Origin of the sequence: Acinetobacter stercoris (genome assembly GCF_900323515.1) — a bacterium.
Classification (GTDB): domain Bacteria; phylum Pseudomonadota; class Gammaproteobacteria; order Pseudomonadales; family Moraxellaceae; genus Acinetobacter; species Acinetobacter stercoris.
Map to the genome: position 1 here is coordinate 1 of NZ_OOGT01000064.1, position 18212 is coordinate 18212.

At 33.6% G+C, this 18212-nt stretch carries 25 protein-coding genes and 1 other annotated feature; of the genes, 12 read left to right on the forward strand and 13 right to left on the reverse strand.

Annotated elements, in window-relative coordinates:
* Window positions 1–1140 precede the first annotated feature (1140 nt).
* The 4 genes from repM (KPC_RS08630) to KPC_RS08640 all read left to right on the forward strand — a co-directional run bounded on the left by repM (KPC_RS08630) (window position 1141) and on the right by KPC_RS08640 (window position 3855).
* The gene (gene repM, locus KPC_RS08630; protein WP_001205343.1) at window positions 1141–2091 is read left to right on the forward strand and encodes a replication initiation protein RepM; all 951 of its coding nucleotides are present in this window, start codon (window positions 1141–1143) and stop codon (window positions 2089–2091) included.
* Window positions 2084–2659 (forward strand): plasmid replication DNA-binding protein, encoded by a 576-nt coding sequence (locus KPC_RS08635; RefSeq protein ID WP_001096616.1) that lies wholly within the window; start codon window positions 2084–2086, stop codon window positions 2657–2659. Before repM (KPC_RS08630) ends, KPC_RS08635 begins: the two co-directional genes overlap by 8 nt.
* A gap of 19 nt (window positions 2660–2678) precedes the next feature.
* Complete coding sequence (locus KPC_RS20350) at window positions 2679–2822, forward strand: hypothetical protein (protein WP_001125246.1); 144 nt, start codon at window positions 2679–2681, stop codon at window positions 2820–2822.
* 232 nt (window positions 2823–3054) lie between these two features.
* Window positions 3055–3855: a DUF2971 domain-containing protein gene (locus KPC_RS08640; protein ID WP_121973979.1), complete on the forward strand. Its 801-nt coding sequence runs from the start codon at window positions 3055–3057 to the stop codon at window positions 3853–3855.
* 196 nt (window positions 3856–4051) lie between these two features.
* Here the strand turns inward: KPC_RS08640 and KPC_RS08645 are convergent, their stop codons facing one another.
* Window positions 4052–4597, reverse strand: coding sequence for a plasmid replication DNA-binding protein (locus KPC_RS08645; protein ID WP_171334453.1), 546 nt, complete (start codon window positions 4595–4597; stop codon window positions 4052–4054).
* Window positions 4598–4665: 68 nt separating this feature from the next.
* Window positions 4666–5595, reverse strand: coding sequence for a replication initiation protein RepM (repM, locus tag KPC_RS08650; protein ID WP_005237331.1), 930 nt, complete (start codon window positions 5593–5595; stop codon window positions 4666–4668).
* Window positions 5596–6466: 871 nt separating this feature from the next.
* Between repM (KPC_RS08650) and KPC_RS08660 the strand changes: the two genes are divergently transcribed.
* The gene (locus KPC_RS08660; RefSeq protein ID WP_121973993.1) at window positions 6467–7618 is read left to right on the forward strand and encodes a hypothetical protein; all 1152 of its coding nucleotides are present in this window, start codon (window positions 6467–6469) and stop codon (window positions 7616–7618) included.
* A gap of 48 nt (window positions 7619–7666) precedes the next feature.
* On the opposite strand, the gene KPC_RS08665 is transcribed toward KPC_RS08660, so the two are convergent.
* From KPC_RS08665 to KPC_RS08680, 4 genes are all read right to left on the reverse strand, one after another.
* Entirely contained in the window at window positions 7667–8005 is a 339-nt protein-coding gene (locus tag KPC_RS08665; RefSeq protein ID WP_121973981.1) for a hypothetical protein, read from the reverse strand.
* An 80-nt stretch (window positions 8006–8085) separates the two neighbouring features.
* Window positions 8086–8502, reverse strand: coding sequence for a hypothetical protein (locus KPC_RS08670; RefSeq protein WP_121973982.1), 417 nt, complete (start codon window positions 8500–8502; stop codon window positions 8086–8088).
* Window positions 8503–8569: 67 nt separating this feature from the next.
* The gene (locus KPC_RS08675; RefSeq protein WP_121973983.1) at window positions 8570–8932 is read right to left on the reverse strand and encodes a hypothetical protein; all 363 of its coding nucleotides are present in this window, start codon (window positions 8930–8932) and stop codon (window positions 8570–8572) included.
* 65 nt (window positions 8933–8997) lie between these two features.
* Window positions 8998–9531: a hypothetical protein gene (locus KPC_RS08680; protein ID WP_121973984.1), complete on the reverse strand. Its 534-nt coding sequence runs from the start codon at window positions 9529–9531 to the stop codon at window positions 8998–9000.
* Between the two features lie 198 nt (window positions 9532–9729).
* Here KPC_RS08680 and KPC_RS08685 point away from each other — a divergent pair, with 198 nt between their 5' ends.
* The 4 genes from KPC_RS08685 (at window position 9730) to KPC_RS08700 (ending at window position 11736) form a co-directional block, all read left to right on the forward strand.
* Window positions 9730–10050 (forward strand): type II toxin-antitoxin system RelE/ParE family toxin, encoded by a 321-nt coding sequence (locus tag KPC_RS08685; protein WP_000897309.1) that lies wholly within the window; start codon window positions 9730–9732, stop codon window positions 10048–10050.
* Window positions 10043–10315: a NadS family protein gene (nadS, locus tag KPC_RS08690; RefSeq protein WP_004896911.1), complete on the forward strand. Its 273-nt coding sequence runs from the start codon at window positions 10043–10045 to the stop codon at window positions 10313–10315. Before KPC_RS08685 ends, nadS begins: the two co-directional genes overlap by 8 nt.
* A gap of 532 nt (window positions 10316–10847) precedes the next feature.
* Window positions 10848–11165 (forward strand): Imm45 family immunity protein, encoded by a 318-nt coding sequence (imm45, locus tag KPC_RS08695; RefSeq protein ID WP_121973985.1) that lies wholly within the window; start codon window positions 10848–10850, stop codon window positions 11163–11165.
* A gap of 148 nt (window positions 11166–11313) precedes the next feature.
* Window positions 11314–11736, forward strand: coding sequence for a hypothetical protein (locus tag KPC_RS08700; RefSeq protein WP_086197631.1), 423 nt, complete (start codon window positions 11314–11316; stop codon window positions 11734–11736).
* Between the two features lie 243 nt (window positions 11737–11979).
* Here the strand turns inward: KPC_RS08700 and KPC_RS08705 are convergent.
* Window positions 11980–13199 (reverse strand): IS3 family transposase gene (locus KPC_RS08705; protein ID WP_121973986.1). Its coding sequence is split into 2 segments (ribosomal slippage): window positions 11980–12923 and window positions 12923–13199, totalling 1221 coding nucleotides; the frame shifts between segments, so codons are not numbered across the junction.
* Window positions 12808–12924: a sequence feature (AL1L pseudoknot), on the reverse strand. (Overlaps the previous gene by 117 nt.)
* A 47-nt stretch (window positions 13200–13246) precedes the next feature.
* Window positions 13247–13753 carry a hypothetical protein gene (locus KPC_RS08715; protein WP_121973987.1) on the reverse strand — a complete coding sequence of 169 codons (507 nt, stop codon included), beginning with the start codon at window positions 13751–13753 and terminating at the stop codon, window positions 13247–13249.
* 116 nt (window positions 13754–13869) lie between these two features.
* On the opposite strand from KPC_RS08715, the gene KPC_RS08720 reads away from it, so the two are divergent.
* From KPC_RS08720 to KPC_RS08730, 3 genes are all read left to right on the forward strand, one after another.
* Window positions 13870–14130, forward strand: coding sequence for a type II toxin-antitoxin system RelB/DinJ family antitoxin (locus tag KPC_RS08720; protein ID WP_005254175.1), 261 nt, complete (start codon window positions 13870–13872; stop codon window positions 14128–14130).
* Window positions 14117–14407: a type II toxin-antitoxin system YafQ family toxin gene (locus tag KPC_RS08725; protein WP_121973988.1), complete on the forward strand. Its 291-nt coding sequence runs from the start codon at window positions 14117–14119 to the stop codon at window positions 14405–14407. The genes KPC_RS08720 and KPC_RS08725 overlap by 14 nt, the downstream gene beginning before the upstream one ends.
* A gap of 191 nt (window positions 14408–14598) precedes the next feature.
* Complete coding sequence (locus KPC_RS08730) at window positions 14599–15066, forward strand: zinc ribbon domain-containing protein (RefSeq protein WP_146196634.1); 468 nt, start codon at window positions 14599–14601, stop codon at window positions 15064–15066.
* A 483-nt stretch (window positions 15067–15549) separates the two neighbouring features.
* Here KPC_RS08730 and KPC_RS08735 read toward each other — a convergent pair whose 3' ends face one another.
* The 5 genes from KPC_RS08735 to KPC_RS08750 all read right to left on the reverse strand — a co-directional run bounded on the left by KPC_RS08735 (window position 15550) and on the right by KPC_RS08750 (window position 18124).
* Entirely contained in the window at window positions 15550–16125 is a 576-nt protein-coding gene (locus tag KPC_RS08735) for a hypothetical protein (RefSeq protein ID WP_121973990.1), read from the reverse strand.
* Between the two features lie 5 nt (window positions 16126–16130).
* The gene (locus KPC_RS08740; RefSeq protein WP_121973991.1) at window positions 16131–16481 is read right to left on the reverse strand and encodes an STAS-like domain-containing protein; all 351 of its coding nucleotides are present in this window, start codon (window positions 16479–16481) and stop codon (window positions 16131–16133) included.
* Entirely contained in the window at window positions 16474–17466 is a 993-nt protein-coding gene (locus KPC_RS08745; protein ID WP_121973992.1) for a hypothetical protein, read from the reverse strand. Before KPC_RS08745 ends, KPC_RS08740 begins: the two co-directional genes overlap by 8 nt.
* Window positions 17467–17579: 113 nt before the next feature.
* Window positions 17580–17750 (reverse strand): hypothetical protein, encoded by a 171-nt coding sequence (locus KPC_RS20355; protein ID WP_171334452.1) that lies wholly within the window; start codon window positions 17748–17750, stop codon window positions 17580–17582.
* Window positions 17751–17752: 2 nt separating this feature from the next.
* Window positions 17753–18124 (reverse strand): hypothetical protein, encoded by a 372-nt coding sequence (locus KPC_RS08750; RefSeq protein WP_005174618.1) that lies wholly within the window; start codon window positions 18122–18124, stop codon window positions 17753–17755.
* Between the last annotated feature and the right edge of the window lie 88 nt (window positions 18125–18212).

An 18212-nucleotide genomic window follows, 5' to 3' on the forward strand; every position in this document is an offset into this window, starting at 1 on the left:
AAATAATAAGTAGATTACGTACAAACCTATTTGTACAGTATTAATTTATTTTAAAACAAAAACTTATTTAAATATAATGCTTTTTTTATGTACAATCATGAGTACATAGTTTTTCTTAAATTTATCAATATTTTATCTAAAAAAAGTGTTGTTTTGATGTACAACCATGAGCACAGCATAAAAAATAGATAATTCAATCACTTATTCTAAAAAAAGACCATTTTTCTGTACACGTTTCTGAGCCCCTAAAAAATCGCTGAAATCCTTATCCTGTAAGGCTTTGAGGGGTGTCATCGTTAGATGCGTGGTGTGTGACAAAAAAATCCCGGCATGTGCCGGATCTTGGATTGGAAAATTGGCTAAAGTGACGTAGGGCCGGTGCTTGGTTTTGCATGGAAAAAAGTATTTATTTCCTAGTTTAGAAAAACGTAAAAAATCAATTTTTTGTCCATTCATCCAGGTTAAAAATTTCAACCCAAAACTTTAATTATGAAAAGCTTCATAGAACGCGTTCAAATGCGATTTAAGAGCCTTTACCTAGAAAACATAGATCTCATAGTGAAAAACAGAAAACAGCTCAAAAAACGCAAATGAGAGCGAAATAAAGAGGTATTTTGACTTTAGATAGATGCATAGAGCGAGTGTCTACGAGCGAACTATCAAAATTTGCGCCTAGACCCTCTGAAAAACATTTTTTTGTCCTTTTTAGCCTAAGAAAGCGTAAGTTTCATGCAGAAATTTGCTCCTGGACCGAGCGTAGCGAGTAAAAAAGTTTCATGAGCGTAGCGAATTCCGAGTTTCTTTTGCTTTTTCTTAAAGTCACGCAAGTATTAACCAAAAAATTGCCCCAACGAACTGAGCGAAAGCGAAGTTCAATAGAGTTTGAGCGAAGCGAAAACCAAGGGCAATTTTTCATTCCCTGGGCTTTTAATTATTTTAAAGTTTTTAAATGCTTTTAAATGGCTTGAAAGCCTTATGAATAAAGGGTTTTAGCTCTTATATGTCCACGTTTACCTTGCAATATGTCCACGTTTACCTTGCAATATGTCCACGTTTACCTTGCAATATGTCCACGTTTACCTTGCATTAGTACACAAATAATATTAACGTGTACTTATACACAATAAAAAAATAGTGGCTATGAGAGATTTAGTTGTAAAAGACAATGCCTTAATCAACGCAAGCTATAACTTAGACTTAGTAGAACAACGTTTAATTTTATTGGCTATTGTTGAAGCAAGGGAAAGTGGGAAAGGGATTAATGCAAATGATCCATTAGAAGTTCATGCAGATAGTTATATCAATCAATTTGGTGTACACCGTAATACAGCTTATCAAGCCTTAAAAGATGCTTGTAAGGATTTATTCGCGCGTCAATTTAGCTATCAAGAGAAAAAAGCTAATGGGAATATCCGAAATGTTATGAGTCGTTGGGTATCTCAAATTGCTTATAACGACAATGAAGCAACTGTAGACTTAATATTTGCACCTGCTGTTGTTCCCTTCATAACCCGACTGGAAGAACAATTTACTAAATATGAATTACAGCAAGTTAGTAGTCTTAGTAGCGCTTATGCCATTCGCTTATATGAGCTTCTAATTCAGTGGCGAAGCACTGGTAAAACCCCAACCATAGAACTACAAGAATTTAGAAAGAAGTTAGGCGTTCTTGATAATGAATATTTACGGATGGCTCATTTAAAAGAGCGTGTTTTAGAGCTTTCAATTAAACAAATAAATGAGCATACGGATATAACTGTAAAATATGAACAGCATAAAAGAGGACGTTCTATTTCAGGATTTTCTTTTACCTTTAAACAGAAGAAGAAGGATAGCCCATCAATAGAAAGAGATCCGAACACTTTGGAGCTTTTTTCAAAGATGACCGATGCTCAACGGCATATGTTTGCAAATAAACTTTCAGAACTCCCTGAAATGGGTCGCTATTCACAAGGAACAGAAAGCTACCAACAGTTTGCTGTACGTATTGCTGAGATGCTACAAGATCCCGCTCAATTCAAAGAGCTATACCCATACCTAAAAAAAGTGGGATACATGCCATCAAATAAAAAGGACACCGTAAATGGCTAAGTTATCACTAAGTGAAGTATCTAAAAAATTTCATGTGGATAGATCAACCATTTACAGAGCTGTACGTAATGGACGTTTATCACGCTCCAGTGATGGACAATTCGATCTAGCAGAGGTCATACGATGCTTTGGAGAACCTGAGCAAACATCTCAAAAAATTGAATCATCTAAGCAAGAAGGTGATGAATCTACAAAAAAACTTATTGCCCATTTAGAAAATGAAGTCAAAAAATACCAAGAACGTGAAGAACGGTTAATGCAACAAATTGACCGTATGCAAACACTCATTGAGCTGAAAAGTGTTGCACCTGCCACAGCAGCACCACACCAAGATGCTACGGCATGCGACACCAAGATGCCACAGCATGCGACAACACAACAAGACACTGATAACAAAAAGAATAATGAATTAAATATTGCAGAAAATGTAGCAGTGCCACAGCAAGAAACTACGGCATACCACACCCAAACGCTACAGCATGCCACGTTGCAAAGTGTGGCAGTGCCACAACACAAAAAACGTGGTTTATTTGGCCGTGTGCTGAATGCCGTCTTTGATAATGACTGAGCAATAAGGGTGAAAGATCATGCCGAAACTGAAAGACATTGCCCTGGGAATTATTGTAGCTCCGCTGCTGATCCCGATCATGCTGATTGCATCGTACCAGGATAAAAAGGCGCTGAAGAAAGAGCTGGATGAATGCCAAAAAGAAAAAGACCAGGCATCCTGATTATTCAATTGAGCTAATCAAAAGTGTGGAACATTGATGAAATAATAGCGTGGAACGTGAAAAGTCATAAAAAAAGCCCGAACAGGGATGCTCGGGCTATAAACTAGAAACTACAGCGTTGAATTATAAGGATAATTATACAGCATTTCGTATAAGGTGTATTATGTTAAATGGAAGTTGGGATGCTTACGGTAATATGAGAAATTTAAACGAGTAATATCAGAGTAAGTACATGATTTTATATAAATACTATAGTTTTAATTCTGGTAAATCTGCTTTAGAAAGTGAACGAGTTGGTTTCAGGACTCCTACTCACTTTAATGATCCATTTGAGGCAAGTGTTATAGAAGGAAAATCTTTTACGAAAGATCGCATTCAAAAAACGTTAAATAATATAGCTATTCTGAGTCTAACAAGAAATCCATTAAATTCTTTAATGTGGGCTCATTATGGGGATGAACATAAAGGTTTTGTAATTGGCTATGAGGTAGAAAATTCTTTTTTTAAATGTAAAGAAAGCAATTTAATTCCAGTACATAAAGGGAATGTTATATATACGAAAACCAAGCCTTTTCTCAAAACTTCTACTAGAGAAACTACTAATTTATGTAATGCAATAGATGGTATTTATGACGAGGAGGATCACCAGACTAAAGAGTTGATAGATCACTTATTTTTAAATAAAGACACAATATGGAGCTATGAAGAGGAAGTCCGTATTGTTAAGCGTGTTGATTCTATAATTATGGAGACGCATAAATATTGGGAAAATCCCTATAATAGATATTCAATACCTTCAAAAGAGATCAGACCAGGTTATAGCAAAGAAACAATACCTGGTTTAAAAATTTATGATCATCAAGTGAAGATCAAAGAAGTCTATCTAGGAGCCAGAAATTCTTATATTAAAGATAAGGATGAATGCATTGCAGAACTTTTGACTAAAGTTCAGAAACAAGGGGCAAAAGTGTATGCTGTCTCTGTTGAGAATAAGTCATGGAACTTAGCTAAAACATTGATTAAGTCGCTATGACTTTTAAATATTTCTAAAATTAACATAATACACCTTATACGAAATGCTTGAAATTTCCCTATAAGCATCAATATCTTAGTCAAAGCCGTTCTAGGGTTCAGCGCACTGGAACGGCTTTTTTGTGATTTGTCACGTTCCACGCCTATTATTTGATCAATGTTCCACAACTTTGTTTATATGAGTTAAACAATCGTGGTTAATCATAGGGTCTAAAAAAACGGCTCCAAAAGCCTCTTTTCGGCTGCTCCGGTTCAACGTGATCCGGCACCGGAATACGCTTATTTTCCCTCTGCTCTGGAGTAGTCAATCCGTCATGTTTCGGCTCAGGTTCTGACCGAGGATCCGTTGCTATATCTTGGCTAGGTTTCGGATCGGTAAACGTAGTCATATTGGTTTTTGGGGCTTCTAGCAGTCGTTGTATTGCTTCTATTTGATTATCTTTTGCTTCTAGTTGTTCTCGTTGAAAAACTTCTCGTTCGTGTGCAAGTTCTAGCTGTTTTTTTAGTATGTCTACTTGTTGCTTAAGCATGTCTACTTCTGTCTCTTTATGTACCGAAGTAGACTGTAACGTGGTTACATCCTTATTATTGTGGGATGGTTCACCAAATACACGTAGAGCTTCTGAAAAATCTATTTTTCCATCACTATTTTTTGATAAATCCCCTTTATTTATACGTTTATAGATACTTTGACGATTCATTCCATAGAGTTGAGCTAATTCAATAACAGATAGTGCTTTCATCATGTAACCCAAGTAAAAGTCTGTATGTCAGTAGACAATATTTAGTAATGTAACGTTACATCAATGATTTAACGATAGCCAACCTTTTCAAGCATTGGAGCAAACTCTTTTAACTTCTCAGAATCTTTAAGCATTTCAGCAATTCTTACTGCGAATTGAGGATAGCTTTCAGTTCCTTGAGAGTATTTACTCATTTCAGGAAGTTCAGATAGCTTATTGGAAAATAAGTGGCGTTGAGAGTCAGTCATTTTTTTTGAAAAAAGATCTAGATTCCCAGATATTGTCTGATTTTCTAATGATTTAGTTTTAGATTTTTTTTGTTTAAAAGAAAAAGAAAAACCAGATATTGAACGGCCTTTTTTATGCTGTTGGTAGGTTGCCTCTATATCTGTTTTTTCGCTAATTTCAGAAATGGCTAAGTCAAGAACTCTAGTTTTAAAGTGATCCATACGCTTGTATTCATTAACACCAATTCCAAGTTGTTCTCTAAAAGTTGCTAATTCAAATACTGGCGTTTTTCCAATAGCTCGCCATTGAATTAATAACTCGTATAATCTTGCTGAATATGTACTGTTAAGCTGGGCTGTTTGGCTTAGTAAATATTGAGTAAAAAAGTCTTTAATACCATCAATTTTACTTATGCCTTGTACAACAGCTAAAGTGAAAACAAGTTCAATAGCCCCTTCATCATCTAGATATTTTACTTGCTGAATCCATCTACTTTTGACTAATTTCCCATCTTCATCAAAGAAGCTAAATCTTCTGTTAAATAAAGAATCCTCTGCTTCTTTCATTCTCTGATAAGCATTTTGCCTTGTTGTCCCAAAAACTTCAGCATATCTCAAAGCATCTATTCGTAAAGGAGTATCTGTACTTAGTCCAGTACCCGTATGTCTAGCATCAACAATGGCTAATTGAACAATATGAAACTCTGATAAAGATAGAGTTTGAAAAGCTTGGTTTAACCGATTGGTTTTTACAACTAATTCTTTTGACATAGACTCGATTGAAATATTTTTATACCCACAGATTATAACAATGTGGGTATAACTGCAACTGTGTAGTTAAGGGTGTAATTAGGAGGGTAACTAAACGTGGGGGAATGGGTAACTAAACGTGGGGGAATGGGTAACTAAACGTGGGGGAATACAAAGGTTAGTTATTGAAATTTAATAATTAAAACTAAGTTAAAAACATTTAAAAACCTTAAAATAATTAAAAACACAGGGAATGAAAAATTGCCCTTGGTTTTCGCTACGCTCAAACTCTATTGAATCTCGCTTTCGCTCGATTCGTGGGACAATTTTTTGGTAAACACCTTCTGGGAATTAATAAAAACAAAAGAAACTCGGAATTCGCTTCGCTCATTAGTTTTTTATGCTCGCTTCGCTCGGTCTAGATTTAAATATCTACATCTAATTTCTTATTTTTCTAAAGTTTCATTTTTAAAAGACTGTTTTTCAGAAAGTCTAGGCGCAACTTTTCTGTGTGTTGCTCGTAGACACTCGCTAAAAACTATTGTAAATCGTCATATTTTGCGTTTTTAGCTCTGTTTACAGGTTTTTATAGTGATAGGTAATTTAAAAATAAAAGAAGCTTAAATCGCAAATAAGAGCGTTCTATGGTGATTAATCAAATTGGTGAAAACCAATTTTGAAATTGATATTTGCATGTGCTGACGCTCAATTTATGGAACTCTTATTTATACAAATACCAAAATTGATCAAAAAAAACGCTATTTTATGAAAATGGTGTTTTTTGTTCTTTTTTAATCAAAGATAAACTTTTATGCTTTCCGCATAAAAGGCATATTTTGATTAGATAATGATCTACTACACAACAACGAAAACGGACTGTCTTCTCAGTCTTATGCAATGCATTTCGAATGGAAGTGCTAAGTTTTGGTTTTCTGATACTGTGCCTTTTTCAAAGTTCCATCATGTGCTTCCAAAATTAATTTTGGAGTATGGCCTCGATCTGACTGAATCTGAGCGTAAGAAAAAATCGGACTACGGGGAACCAGTATGGAGTCTGGTCATCAATTATGATCCGGCCAAAAATGAGGTATTTCAGTTTTGGTTATTTACTACAGGCTATAGAGAAGCACGAAGAAGTAAGCTGACTTTAAAAGAAATACTTGCCAAAAATTCGAGCATGGTACAGAAGCAAAAGTTGAATAGTCTTTTGACCACGAAAAAAGAAAAACTGTTGCGCTATGGGGATTATGTACTGGGACAATACATTGAGTTTAGTGATCTTAAGCCACAATTTTCTCGGGTTTATTATCATCCTGAACGCTTTGGCGTTATTTTTAATGTTCATGCCAAGCGTGTAAAAACTATTGATAGTAACCAAGATCTGGTTTATCGGGTGTTTAAGCCTTTTGATGCCTCTGATGTCAGGCGTTTTTCCAGTATTCAACGTATTTTTGGCTTTGCTTTTTTAGAAAATGAACATACCCGTTGGAATCAGGCATCCGTGAGTGCATTTTTACTGCAACGGTTTGGAATTAAATTTAACGATGACGTGAGCTATAACGAGCGGTTGAAAGAGCTAACTCGTGCATTACGCGGGGTTCGTAAAAAGCATTTGGAGTTTTTTCAACGATATTCTCAGAAGAAAATCCGTTTTACCTGGTATCTATCGCAAGAATTTATGCAGTCGGCAACGCGGGAGTTGAATAAAAAAATTGATTTAATTTCGACTGAACAGGCTGATCGTTTGAAAGAAGCCACTTTTAGATTGAGTTCTAAGGGGAATTTTCATGGTACACGTCATCAAATTGGCACGTTACAGGCTAAAATGAGATCGATATTAAATGCCCGAAATCCCGAGCAGAAGAAGCTGAATCAAATGTATTTTCCAAAAAACTTACACTATGTACGCTTCACTGCCAAGAAGGCTTGGAGTATGAAAGAGTTTGAAGTGGCTTGTCGAAATGCAGATCAGATTTATTTGAATAAACGGAATAAGCAAAAGCCTAAAGATCAACGATTAAGAAGAGACAGAAAAAAATGCTAAAGCTTTTTTTCTTAAATTTCGCATAAGAGATTTTATGTTAAATGACACTCACTTTATTCTGTAATGCGGGTCACTTTTTATAATAATTTGCTCTGTAGTCACTTCAAAAAAAATTGAAATTTTTTCAATTTTAGAGCGTATTAGAAGGCTTCTATCCAAATAAATTATTATTTTATTTAATTTAGAACTAAAAATCGCTCGTCCTCTTGGGACTTCTTCATATTCCATATATTTCAAATCTTTATTCGAGCTTTGAATAATTTCCCAATACTCTATATGAGCGTAATTACTGTCTGCTAAACCTATAGAATCAATATCTGAAGCAGAAAAATCATGTGCGACTCCTAAAACTTCATTATTCCAATACCAAAAAATTCCAATCTTCATTTTATAACCTTATTTAAGAATTTGTTTTTTAAAGTTTTTTAATATTTGTGTGGTGGTTTATCAAAAGCAAAAAAACAATTTTAGACAAAGTAGCTTCTTTTTAGTGCAAAAGCATCTTGTAAGGCATTGTGAGGTATTTTTGAATCTATTTTCAGGCTTGTATCGCTTTCCCAAAGCTCCATTGTCAACTTTGGAGTAATCATACAAGTGCCGTGTTGAAGTATGAGGGTTGTTAGAAACAATGAAAAATCTTCTGGCCAATCAGCAATTATATGTATGGTTTCATATTGATTTAGAAAATTAAATAAATATTTTTGAAATTCTTTTAAATCAATAGCTTGTTTATTTAGAATGGGGATAACATTATTAAATACCCATGAAGTGGGGTTCATACATGGTAAGACTTCATAGAAGTATTTTTCATTTTCATCAACGAGAGCCATGGAAATCAGTTCTCCACCAAAACCATTAAACTCACAATCCAGAAATAATTTCATATTTGCTATCATCGTAGTTATTTAAAAAAACAAGGAACTTGTTTATTTCAACAAGTTCCTGTGTGTATTAAGCTTTTTTATAACTAGTAGCGGTTAAAAACAGAGTCTGACGAATATTAGGAATTTCTACACCGTTTTGATCTATCACGTAACCATGTTTTTCCATAATTACTCTAACCATATGGCCTATTGTCTGTTTTAAGCGATCAAAATCTATATTCTCTGGATTGTTAGAATTATCCTTAATCCCCTTTAGTTCATCACCAAAACGTGCTTCTAAGGTTGGAACTAAAGCCTCAAGTGCCGGTCTATCAAGGTAAGTTGCTGTTTCAAGCATTACGATAGTTTTTTCTTCATTTAAAAAATCTAATATTTTTTGTCCAAAATGGGTATTAATAACACCTTGAAATTGAGAACTAAAATTATTCATAAAGGGCCTCTTTTTAAATTTATTCAAAACTTTGGTAAAATCATTAAATATCTATAATTATGAAATTAAAGTGAATTCATAATTTTTCTTTTTACTAGCTCTTTATTCTCGCTAGATAGTCCTAAGTAAACTTTGTAGATGAGATCTACAAGATCTTTTTCTAAAATATCTTTTTCATTTTCTTGCTTAAGAACATTGATTCTGAAAAGTGCATTAAGACTTTTATTATGGTTCCAACAATAATCAGAAAGTTTTGTTCTTAAATCTTCATAGCTATCACTACTCTCGTCCAAAGTTTGATACCAATTAGCAAGGACTATTTCAGTCTTTCGCCCATCTAAGTAGGAACGGTTTAATTCAGCATACTGTTTTGCATCCATATTTTGATAACCAATATATTTTGATGGTGCAAATAAGTATTTATTTTCATCTTTATCCCAATAAGCATACCAAGCTCTGTAATGAGAAATATTTTCTACTAGTAATGTAATAGAGATATCTTGATTTCCCATTGCATAAAGAGCTACTTCTGAGTTAAATTTTTTAATATTTTCAATAACTTCTTCGTTACTCATAACCAAGCGAGGTTGTTCAATCATGGTATTCACCTTTTTATTTAGTTTATTGAGTTCAGCGACTCGTTGAACTAAATATATAGATGAATAAACATTGCGTCAATAGTTTTTTATCATTCATATTTAAGATAATGGTCGTTATTAGAAATGAGAGCTTAAGGTTCTCGTTTTTTTCTCTTAAAACTGCTAAAATTCTTATACGCCATTGACGTACTTGAACCTATGTTATTCATTGAAACCAGTATTTTTACTAAGCAAATCAAAGAGCTTGTGAGTGATGAAGAATATCGTCAGCTCCAGCAAGATCTCTTGGTACAGCCTGATAAAGGTGACTTAATCAAGAATGGTGGGGGAATTCGTAAAGTACGTTGTGCTCAAGGCAATAAGGGTAAAAGTGGCGGTATCCGGGTGATCTATTATTGGGTCACAGAGGATGATCAGATCTTTTTCCTGGTGGCTTATCCAAAGTCTGTGAAAGATAATCTGACAGACAAAGAAACCTCGATCCTGCGTCAATTAGTAAAGGAGCAATTTCATGGATAACAACTTATTTGATGACTTGGTTGCTTCGATTAAAGAAGCTGGGGCCATCAAACGAAATGAAATGAAAGCAAGTCGAGTGACTGAGCTTGAATTACCAGATATTAAAGAAGTACGTGAGAAAACAGGCTTAACCCAAGCTGAATTTGCTGCACGTTTGCATATCAGCGCGAGAACCCTACAAAACTGGGAACAAGGCCGTCGCTATCCGACTGGTCCTGCAGCGACTTTAATTCGTATTCTAGATGCTCATCCAACTTTAATTTAAGAAGTTTAGATAATAAAAAACCCCGGCATCCTGCCGGGGTTTTTCGTATGGGTTCGCTCGGTATAACTCCTGTCGTACCTTACTGTCCTTGTGCGTATCTATTATATTCTTATTATTGTGTGGAACTTCCTGTTCCTGATGAATCTATCATATGAATATTACAGTATTCCGAATAGCAGCAAAGTACCGGAATTGACGTAAGTAAATGCTTACAAAGATGACTAAAAACTGTCCCAGGTTTATCCGCAGAAATTGGGGATAATTTCATATCCTGGAAGCTTGATAACCGGGAAAAAATCCCGAAATTGAGCGTTTTTTAGCCGATTCTATTGGCTAAACATTACAGATTTGCTTAAAAAACACACGAGTTGTTAAAACGTGTGTTTTTTGATCTTTTTGATTTTGTTTTTATTGATGTAAGTGTTTGATAAATAATAACATTTTAAAATGCATTTTGTATAACGCCCATTATGTTAAATAGCAGAGAAATACTGTACTTTAATGTCTGTTAAAAAAAGCTGTAAGTCATAAAATGAAATGGTCTAAATTAATTGATTTCAATGAACAATATTTACAACGTGGTTATCTTTTAAAATTCAAAGCTCATTATCCATTTGAAGAAGAAGTAATCATGATGGTATGTGAAGGCGGATGTTCACAAAAAGGATTAATTACTATAAGTGGATATAAAGCAGGTATTAATATGTATGTTTTATTCCCTGAAGAGGCGAATCCTGATGGTGGTATATCAACTAAATGGCTTATAACGAATTGGACTAAATGGGTTTGGCCAGAAAGTGATGTAAATTCTGTATTAGTGCGATCTGGATTAACTTACGATGAAATATAATTTAGTCATGCTAAAATTAACATAATACACCTTATACGAAATTTGAAAAACAAGATTATCATTTTGATAATTAACAAAATTTAAAAATTTCGTATAATGGCCATTACGTTAAATTAATTTAAAAATCTTAAGATGATAAAACCATAATATGATGAATATTAAATCTACTATTTTATTTATTATCGCTGCTTCTCTTTTTTATTTTTTTGTTTTAGAAAGACGGTTTGATGGCGACTCATTAATGAAAGAAAACAATCAAACAATCAAACTTTCAAGCTTGACTAACTTTAATTGGGATACTGCTCAACTGTCTATTTCAAATGAAGACTTTGAAAAAATTACTTTTTATAATAAAGGGATAGAAGTATATAGAGAAATCATTAAATTCAATTTTGATGATGGATATGAATCACAGTATTTATTTAACTCAAGTGATAGTATGAAAGAAGCTATATCTGCTTATGAATGCTCATATTCATCTTCTATAAAATTGAAAAAAGTAGAAAAAGTGAGTGAAGGAAAAGTTACTTTTTATATTTATGAGCCTTTGGACTGTATACCTATTAATTGAAATTTTTTATAAAATAATAACTTGGTAAAAATTAAGTTTTCCTAAAATTAACATAATATACCTTATACTAAATTTGAAAAATGAGATTATCCTTATGATAATTAAAGAAATTTAAAAATTTCATATAACGACCATTATGTTAAATGGAAATTTTAATTCCTAATTTATACTATAAAAAAATTAATTGAGCGGATTAAATGAATATTGAACCGTACCGGGTTTGTCGGAGACTTTTTATTTAAGTTAGGCCACCTGACCTAACGGGTTAATCTTATCATAGTACATTGCTTCAAAATCAAAAGGTGATACATAACCCAGTGCACTATGTACACGCTCTTTATTGAACCAATCTACCCAGTTTAGTGTCGCAAGTTGTACATCCGCTAAACCTTGCCAATCTGCTTCTAAATATTCAATCACCTCTGTTTTGTATAAGCCATTCACCGTTTCAGCCAAAGCATTATCGTATGAATCACCAGTCGTACCGACTGATGCCCTTAAATTTGCTGCTTCTAAACGATTGGTATAGCGAATAGAAAGATACTGTACACCTCTGTCACTATGGTGAATCACGTTCTTTGGCATGTCTCGAGCATGTAAAGCTTGCTCAAGTGCATCGAGCACCATATCTGTATTCATGCGTGTCGATACTTTCCATCCAACAATTGCTCGTGAGAACACATCAATAATAAAGGCGGTATATACCCAGCCTGAATTTGTTTGAATATACGTGAAGTCTGCGACCCATAGCTGGTCAGGCTGATCTGCACTAAAATCCCGTTTCACTAAGTCGGCTGCTCGTTTTTGATCATCTCGGCTACGGGTGGTTTGTTTATTCTTACCACGCCAAACACCTTGTATACCTAGCTTTTGCATTAATCGAGCAACTGTACAGCGCGCAACAACATAGCCTTCACGTTTCAACTTTTGCCAAACTTTACGAACACCGTACCGACCTGAACTTTCCTTCCAAATTCGTTTAATTTGTTCGGCATGATGCAAGTCATGTAGATCTCGTTTCGCTCGATGTTCTGGATTGTCCGCGAGATCTAAACTTCGATAATAGGTCGAAGCTACGATCGGTAAAATCCTACAAATCGCTTCAACACCATATAGGTCTTTATTATTATGGATAAAATCCACCATTATTTGTGTGGGCGGTCGAGCTCCGCCTGGGCGAAAAAAGCGGCTGCTTTGCGTAGAATTTCATTAGCTCGTTGCAGTTCTTTATTTTCGCGTTCAAGCTGTTTAATGCGTTCTTGATCTGAAAGCTGCTGTACTTTAACTGGATTTTGTTGATCGAGATGTTTTAAATACCAAACACGTAGTGTTTCAGGAGTACAACCTATCTTGGGTGCAATTGCTGTGATTGCAGCCCAATTCGATGGATAATCTTTTTCGGATTCAATCACAAGTTGAACCGCTCTATCTCTGATTTCAGGGGTATATTTTACTTTTTTCATCGGGACATTCTCTCAGGAAAAGTGGTCTCCGACAAACCCGGTACGGTTCAATTTGGAAATCGAATCTTTGTTTCAGCCTGTCTAATTTCATTACTAGTAAAAGAAATAGTTGTTCCTAATGAGTAAGCATAGATTCCTTGGATAGAATCATTAGATGATTCATATGAAATATAAAATCCATTATCAACTCGATCTATCCACTCAAAATTATTTTTATGTTTTTCAAAAAGATAATCGCTTAATTTCTTTTTTACCTCTACATCATCTATATCAATTTCATAAGCAATAGAATGAAGTTTACCTTGCCACTCTTGCAGAGAAATAAATCCTACTGGTGTTTTTAATCTGTACCAGTTTGATTCTTTAATGAAATTTACTCCTGAATTCTTTGGCTCTAAGCTGAAGTTAGTTTGAATATCTGAAAAATTAGAACCAATTTCAAATATAAATGGCTCTAATACCTTATTTGCGTTCAATGTATTGGTCTCTGCATGTGATAAATTATTGATAGAAGTTGAAACTAAAGCGACAACTAGTATTAAAGCTTTGAACATAATTAATTTTTAAAATTAAGATTCCCTAAAATTAACATAATACACGTTATACGAATTGAACTTTTCGTCATCTAAGAATATAGTGTGATTAACAATGTTAATCAAAGGAGCTTAACATGGCTTCAAATGCACTAGTAACTACTCGCATTAATGAAAACATTAAGCATGAAGCAACAGAAGTCCTCGCAACAATGGGCTTAACTGTCTCAGATGCAGTTCGTTTGTTGTTGACAAAAGTAGCTAAAGAGAAGGCTCTACCTTTTGAAATTTGGCAACCCAATGCTGAAACCATTGCAGCAATGGAAGAAGATCTGAGTAAAGCAAAAAGCTTTACTTCTGTAAAAGATTTAATGGCTGATCTAAATGCGGACGATTAAGTACACATCAGCATTCAAGAAAGACTATAAACGTGAGAAAAAAGGTCAGCATCGAAATACAGTAGATGCTGAACTACAAACTGTTTTAGAGTTATTGCAAGCTGATGAAACCTTGCCTGAAAAATATCGTGACCATGCTTTGGTCAGTAATTGGGTAGGTCATCGTGATTGTCATATCAAACCTGATCTTGTTTTAATCTATAAAAAAACAGAAGAAGGTGAACTGCTAATTTTGAAATTAGTTCGTTTAGGTAGTCATAGTGAATTGGTAATTTGAGTGACCTAATTTCAACAGCAAAATTTAAAAAATTTCTTCAAAAATGGGAGCTTAAAGCCCCCATTTTTAATTTCGTAAAGTTGTATTATGTTAATTTTAGAGAAACGTTAAAATAAAGCCCTAGTTGAGAGATATTTATATCTACATCCTTACTATATAATTGAGAAATATTAATTTTTAGAATGATTCAAATGGCATTAATAAATTGTCCTGAATGTGAAAAGAAAGTTAGTGATCAAAGTATGTCATGTCCTCAATGTGGCTATCCTATAAAAGTATCATTCGTTAGTAAACCTCACTCAACACCAGTTAGGACTCAAGTAAAAAAAGACGATACTTCTAGCCCTTTTATGATCATTATAGGAATTTTTATTGCCATTTTTGCAATTGCTACTTGCTCAAATGATAAAACTTCTTCATCCCCTAAAAGCAGTATCACTAGTTCTGGTGCCGTAGGTGGGGAAATGTCTACTATGGAAGAATGTAAACAAAAATTAGAATATACAGCACAAAAATATAATGTTACATATACCGTAACCATGAATGAAAGAGACTATTTTTCAGCAAAAATAGTTAAAGATGGAATTGAAAGTGATTTATTGGCTATCTGTGATAAAAAAGATGATTACTATCATGCTATGTTTGAAATACCTAATTAATTACATTCAGTTATAGCTAAAAAAGCCCGACATCCTGTCGGGCTTTTTCATATCGGGTTGCTAGTCTTACTGATCTCGTGCTGCCCATTCCTTGCGCTATTTTCTTATTTTCTAGAAACATCCAGTTCCCTTATGTATTCATCATAGGGCTAATGCTTTGGATTACCAATCCGCAAAATCCTTAAATCTGTGTAAGTTTTAGCTTACAAAGTTGGCCTATTTTATCCCAAGAGTTGTCCGCAGAAATTGGGGATAATTTAAGCCAGCGCTGGCTTGATAACGCAGAGAAAAATGACAAATTGATTAAATATTGATCAATTTTATTGGCAAGAAGTATCAAAATTGTTCAAAAAGAAACCGACTTGTTTCCAAGTCGGTTTTTTGTGGTTTTTCAGGGGGATGAAAAATTTTTAACCATATGAAAAACAAAGATATTTTAAAAAGCATTTCGTATAAGCTCTATTATGTTAATTGTAGGAAATCTTAAATATATTTTCTTAGATGTTTTTCAAGAATGTTAGAAAGTATTGTAGATGAATGAATTATCCTATCTATTAGCTCTTCCGACTCTTCTTTTGTCATTGTAGATGTCTTATTTTCAATTATGGTATCAAATGTAATTAACTCATAATAATCAGAATAGGCTTTAAGAGCTTCTCTTTCATATTCCTTCAAAAATTTCATCTTTTTTGAAAAAAGAAGAGCTGAAATTGGTCCACCATAGGGAAAATTATTCACTTCGGATTTTAAATAAGTTAAATATAAGGAAACTTTTTTAATATCTTTAAAAGTTTTTTGAGGATCATCATCTAAGAAAACATTAATACATGTTTCATTGGTCTTGATTAACAGATCATTAGCAGACTTGATTGATTTCATTAATAAAGAGTTTTTTATTCTGAATAAAAACACATATACAGGGATAGCAACTGTAATAGCTTTAAATATAGGAGCTAGCCAATTATAAGGAATAAGATCAGGTTTTATTAATACGCTACAAATGGAAAAAAACCACAAAAGCAGAAGTGACGTCCAAACAACATATAGTTCCTTATCCATATGATTTATTTCACTTTACTTTCAGCGTCATTAATATACTTTTCTATTCTATCAGTAATAAGTTCTTTTAAGTCATCATCTACCACTATCTTTAGATGTCTATTTAAATCAGATTTACGATAACCATTTTTACGAATTAGACCACCAAAAGATTCTTCTAGATAAGAAGATCCAGCTGTAGATATACCATTAAAATCTAAAACAAGAATTTGGTTTGGATTCGTTTTTAAAGATTGGAAAAAAGGTAGTAGAACTTCTTCTCTAAATCGTTCACCACTATGTAGACCATCTTTTCTAGCTCTACCCATAGGTCTTGGATAATATTCTTTAGCCACATCATATTTGATTTCAAGCATAAGTTTTACTCGCGACTAATTTCACATTATTCAAAGGAATTTCCCATCCTACAGTTGTACCTTCAATAGCATCTTTGTAGTCTTTTAAACCAGCGACAGATGACCAAGCCCCTTTTCTACTTAGAACTATCACATTTGCACCATCTACATCAGATTCAACCTGCATGATATCATTAAAGCCTTTTCCTCGATGGTACTCTTCTGTTGCAGATCTTCTCCATTTTGTTGCTATTTCAATCAATTGAGAGTCATTTTTACCAGTAAAGAGTTCAATTGGATTAATAGATAAACGATCTCTTAGCTTAACTGGAATAGTTACCGGAATAGTTTTTCCTACATCTGATACCACGATCAGACATGTATTTTTCTCTTTATCTATGCAAAAGAATAAAAACCATTTCTTATATTGAGCATTTTCATCATAGGCATGATTGATCACATTACTGATTGCTTCAGCAATAGCATTTTGTAAAACAAATCTAGCTCTTCTATCTGGTAAGATCATAGCTATTTGCTCTTCAATCTTTTCGTATTCCTCGCCTAAATCAGCGCTATCTCCCGATAAACACTCCCATCTATCAACAATATTAATAGTTTTACCAACATAAGGAGGCTGTTTAATAAGACTATGAATGCCTAATCTAGAGAACATAGCTTTTACTACATCCTTATCAGAGGTTCGTCCTAGTAATTCTTTTTTATTTTTTAACTTATCCAATTGATGTAAAAGGTAAATAACGCCTTCTGGCAACAATAGTTCTACATCCTTAAAATTAAGATATAAACTCTTATTAGCTCTATCTCTCAGCTTTATTTTTCTTATAGTTTCTAGAAATTTTTCTCTATGACCCATTTTAGCTAATGAGATTACAGATGAAAATTTTATTAAGCCGATATAAGTATGTGATCTTTTTTTACCTTCCTTTCTTATTTTTAAATCTGATTTTTTCTGACGAAGAATAGCTTTTTGATTAGGCTTTTTCACAAAAAATCCTTGTTTTTTAGACGGTAATCGAGCAGATATGATCTTATACAAATGAACTAATAAAAGAAATATATAAAAGGATTTAACATAAAATCTCTTATGCGAAGCCCAGGTTAATCCTGGGCTTTTTGTTCAATCTCATCATTGGCCGCAAACATGCCTGGATTAGTGAGCTTAATATTTTCCTGACAACTTCTACAAAGCATTAAGCCTGCAAAAAGCTGTACACTCTGTCCATTTCCACAAAGCGTACATGGTTTTGAAATTTGAATAATATTGTCCAAAATTAAGATTCCTTAGAAAAGTTTTGTTCCGCATAATTAGCGGCCTTAGCTTGCATACTTCTAATTTCATCTTTAGAAGCACCATTTTTCATTAACAGCCATAAAAGCATCATGTAAGTACTACTAAAATCTTCATAGTATTTTTCAGAAAAATTATTATCTTCCTCAAAATCATCTATTCGCTTTTCTAATCGATTCACCAGATCCTCAATACGATCGGCTTGCTGTTTAACAGCAATAGATTGAAAATCATTGGTCAAAATTTTACTGAATAATTTACTGGTTCTGATTCCTTCTGAATTAGCCAATTGATCGTAGAATTCTGCTACTTGTGGATCTAACCTGACTGCATAAGTTTTGACTTTTTCGCCCATAAATTACACCTCTTATTAAAATTAGATTTTGTACAAAATTAAATATATATAATTCAACTAATTAAATAAAAAATAATAAGTAGATTAC

Bases quoted from the DNA above. Each gene is read 5' to 3' on its own strand.
- KPC_RS08640 (WP_121973979.1), top strand. From the start codon at position 3,055: ATGATTTTATATAAATACTATAGTTTTAATTCTGGTAAATCTGCTTTA.
- KPC_RS08730 (WP_146196634.1), top strand. From the start codon at position 14,599: ATGGCATTAATAAATTGTCCTGAATGTGAAAAGAAAGTTAGTGATCAA.
- imm45 (WP_121973985.1), top strand. From the start codon at position 10,848: ATGAAATGGTCTAAATTAATTGATTTCAATGAACAATATTTACAACGT.
- nadS (WP_004896911.1), top strand. From the start codon at position 10,043: ATGGATAACAACTTATTTGATGACTTGGTTGCTTCGATTAAAGAAGCT.
- KPC_RS08750 (WP_005174618.1), bottom strand. From the start codon at position 18,124: ATGGGCGAAAAAGTCAAAACTTATGCAGTCAGGTTAGATCCACAAGTA.
- KPC_RS08670 (WP_121973982.1), bottom strand. From the start codon at position 8,502: ATGAAATTATTTCTGGATTGTGAGTTTAATGGTTTTGGTGGAGAACTG.
- KPC_RS08685 (WP_000897309.1), top strand. From the start codon at position 9,730: ATGTTATTCATTGAAACCAGTATTTTTACTAAGCAAATCAAAGAGCTT.
- KPC_RS08715 (WP_121973987.1), bottom strand. From the start codon at position 13,753: ATGTTCAAAGCTTTAATACTAGTTGTCGCTTTAGTTTCAACTTCTATC.
- KPC_RS08725 (WP_121973988.1), top strand. From the start codon at position 14,117: ATGCGGACGATTAAGTACACATCAGCATTCAAGAAAGACTATAAACGT.
- KPC_RS08675 (WP_121973983.1), bottom strand. From the start codon at position 8,932: ATGAATAATTTTAGTTCTCAATTTCAAGGTGTTATTAATACCCATTTT.
- KPC_RS08720 (WP_005254175.1), top strand. From the start codon at position 13,870: ATGGCTTCAAATGCACTAGTAACTACTCGCATTAATGAAAACATTAAG.
- KPC_RS08735 (WP_121973990.1), bottom strand. From the start codon at position 16,125: ATGGATAAGGAACTATATGTTGTTTGGACGTCACTTCTGCTTTTGTGG.
- repM (WP_001205343.1), top strand. From the start codon at position 1,141: ATGAGAGATTTAGTTGTAAAAGACAATGCCTTAATCAACGCAAGCTAT.
- KPC_RS08700 (WP_086197631.1), top strand. From the start codon at position 11,314: ATGATGAATATTAAATCTACTATTTTATTTATTATCGCTGCTTCTCTT.
- KPC_RS08680 (WP_121973984.1), bottom strand. From the start codon at position 9,531: ATGATTGAACAACCTCGCTTGGTTATGAGTAACGAAGAAGTTATTGAA.
- KPC_RS20350 (WP_001125246.1), top strand. From the start codon at position 2,679: ATGCCGAAACTGAAAGACATTGCCCTGGGAATTATTGTAGCTCCGCTG.
- KPC_RS08660 (WP_121973993.1), top strand. From the start codon at position 6,467: ATGCAATGCATTTCGAATGGAAGTGCTAAGTTTTGGTTTTCTGATACT.
- KPC_RS08635 (WP_001096616.1), top strand. From the start codon at position 2,084: ATGGCTAAGTTATCACTAAGTGAAGTATCTAAAAAATTTCATGTGGAT.
- repM (WP_005237331.1), bottom strand. From the start codon at position 5,595: ATGTCAAAAGAATTAGTTGTAAAAACCAATCGGTTAAACCAAGCTTTT.
- KPC_RS08740 (WP_121973991.1), bottom strand. From the start codon at position 16,481: ATGCTTGAAATCAAATATGATGTGGCTAAAGAATATTATCCAAGACCT.
- KPC_RS08645 (WP_171334453.1), bottom strand. From the start codon at position 4,597: ATGAAAGCACTATCTGTTATTGAATTAGCTCAACTCTATGGAATGAAT.
- KPC_RS08665 (WP_121973981.1), bottom strand. From the start codon at position 8,005: ATGAAGATTGGAATTTTTTGGTATTGGAATAATGAAGTTTTAGGAGTC.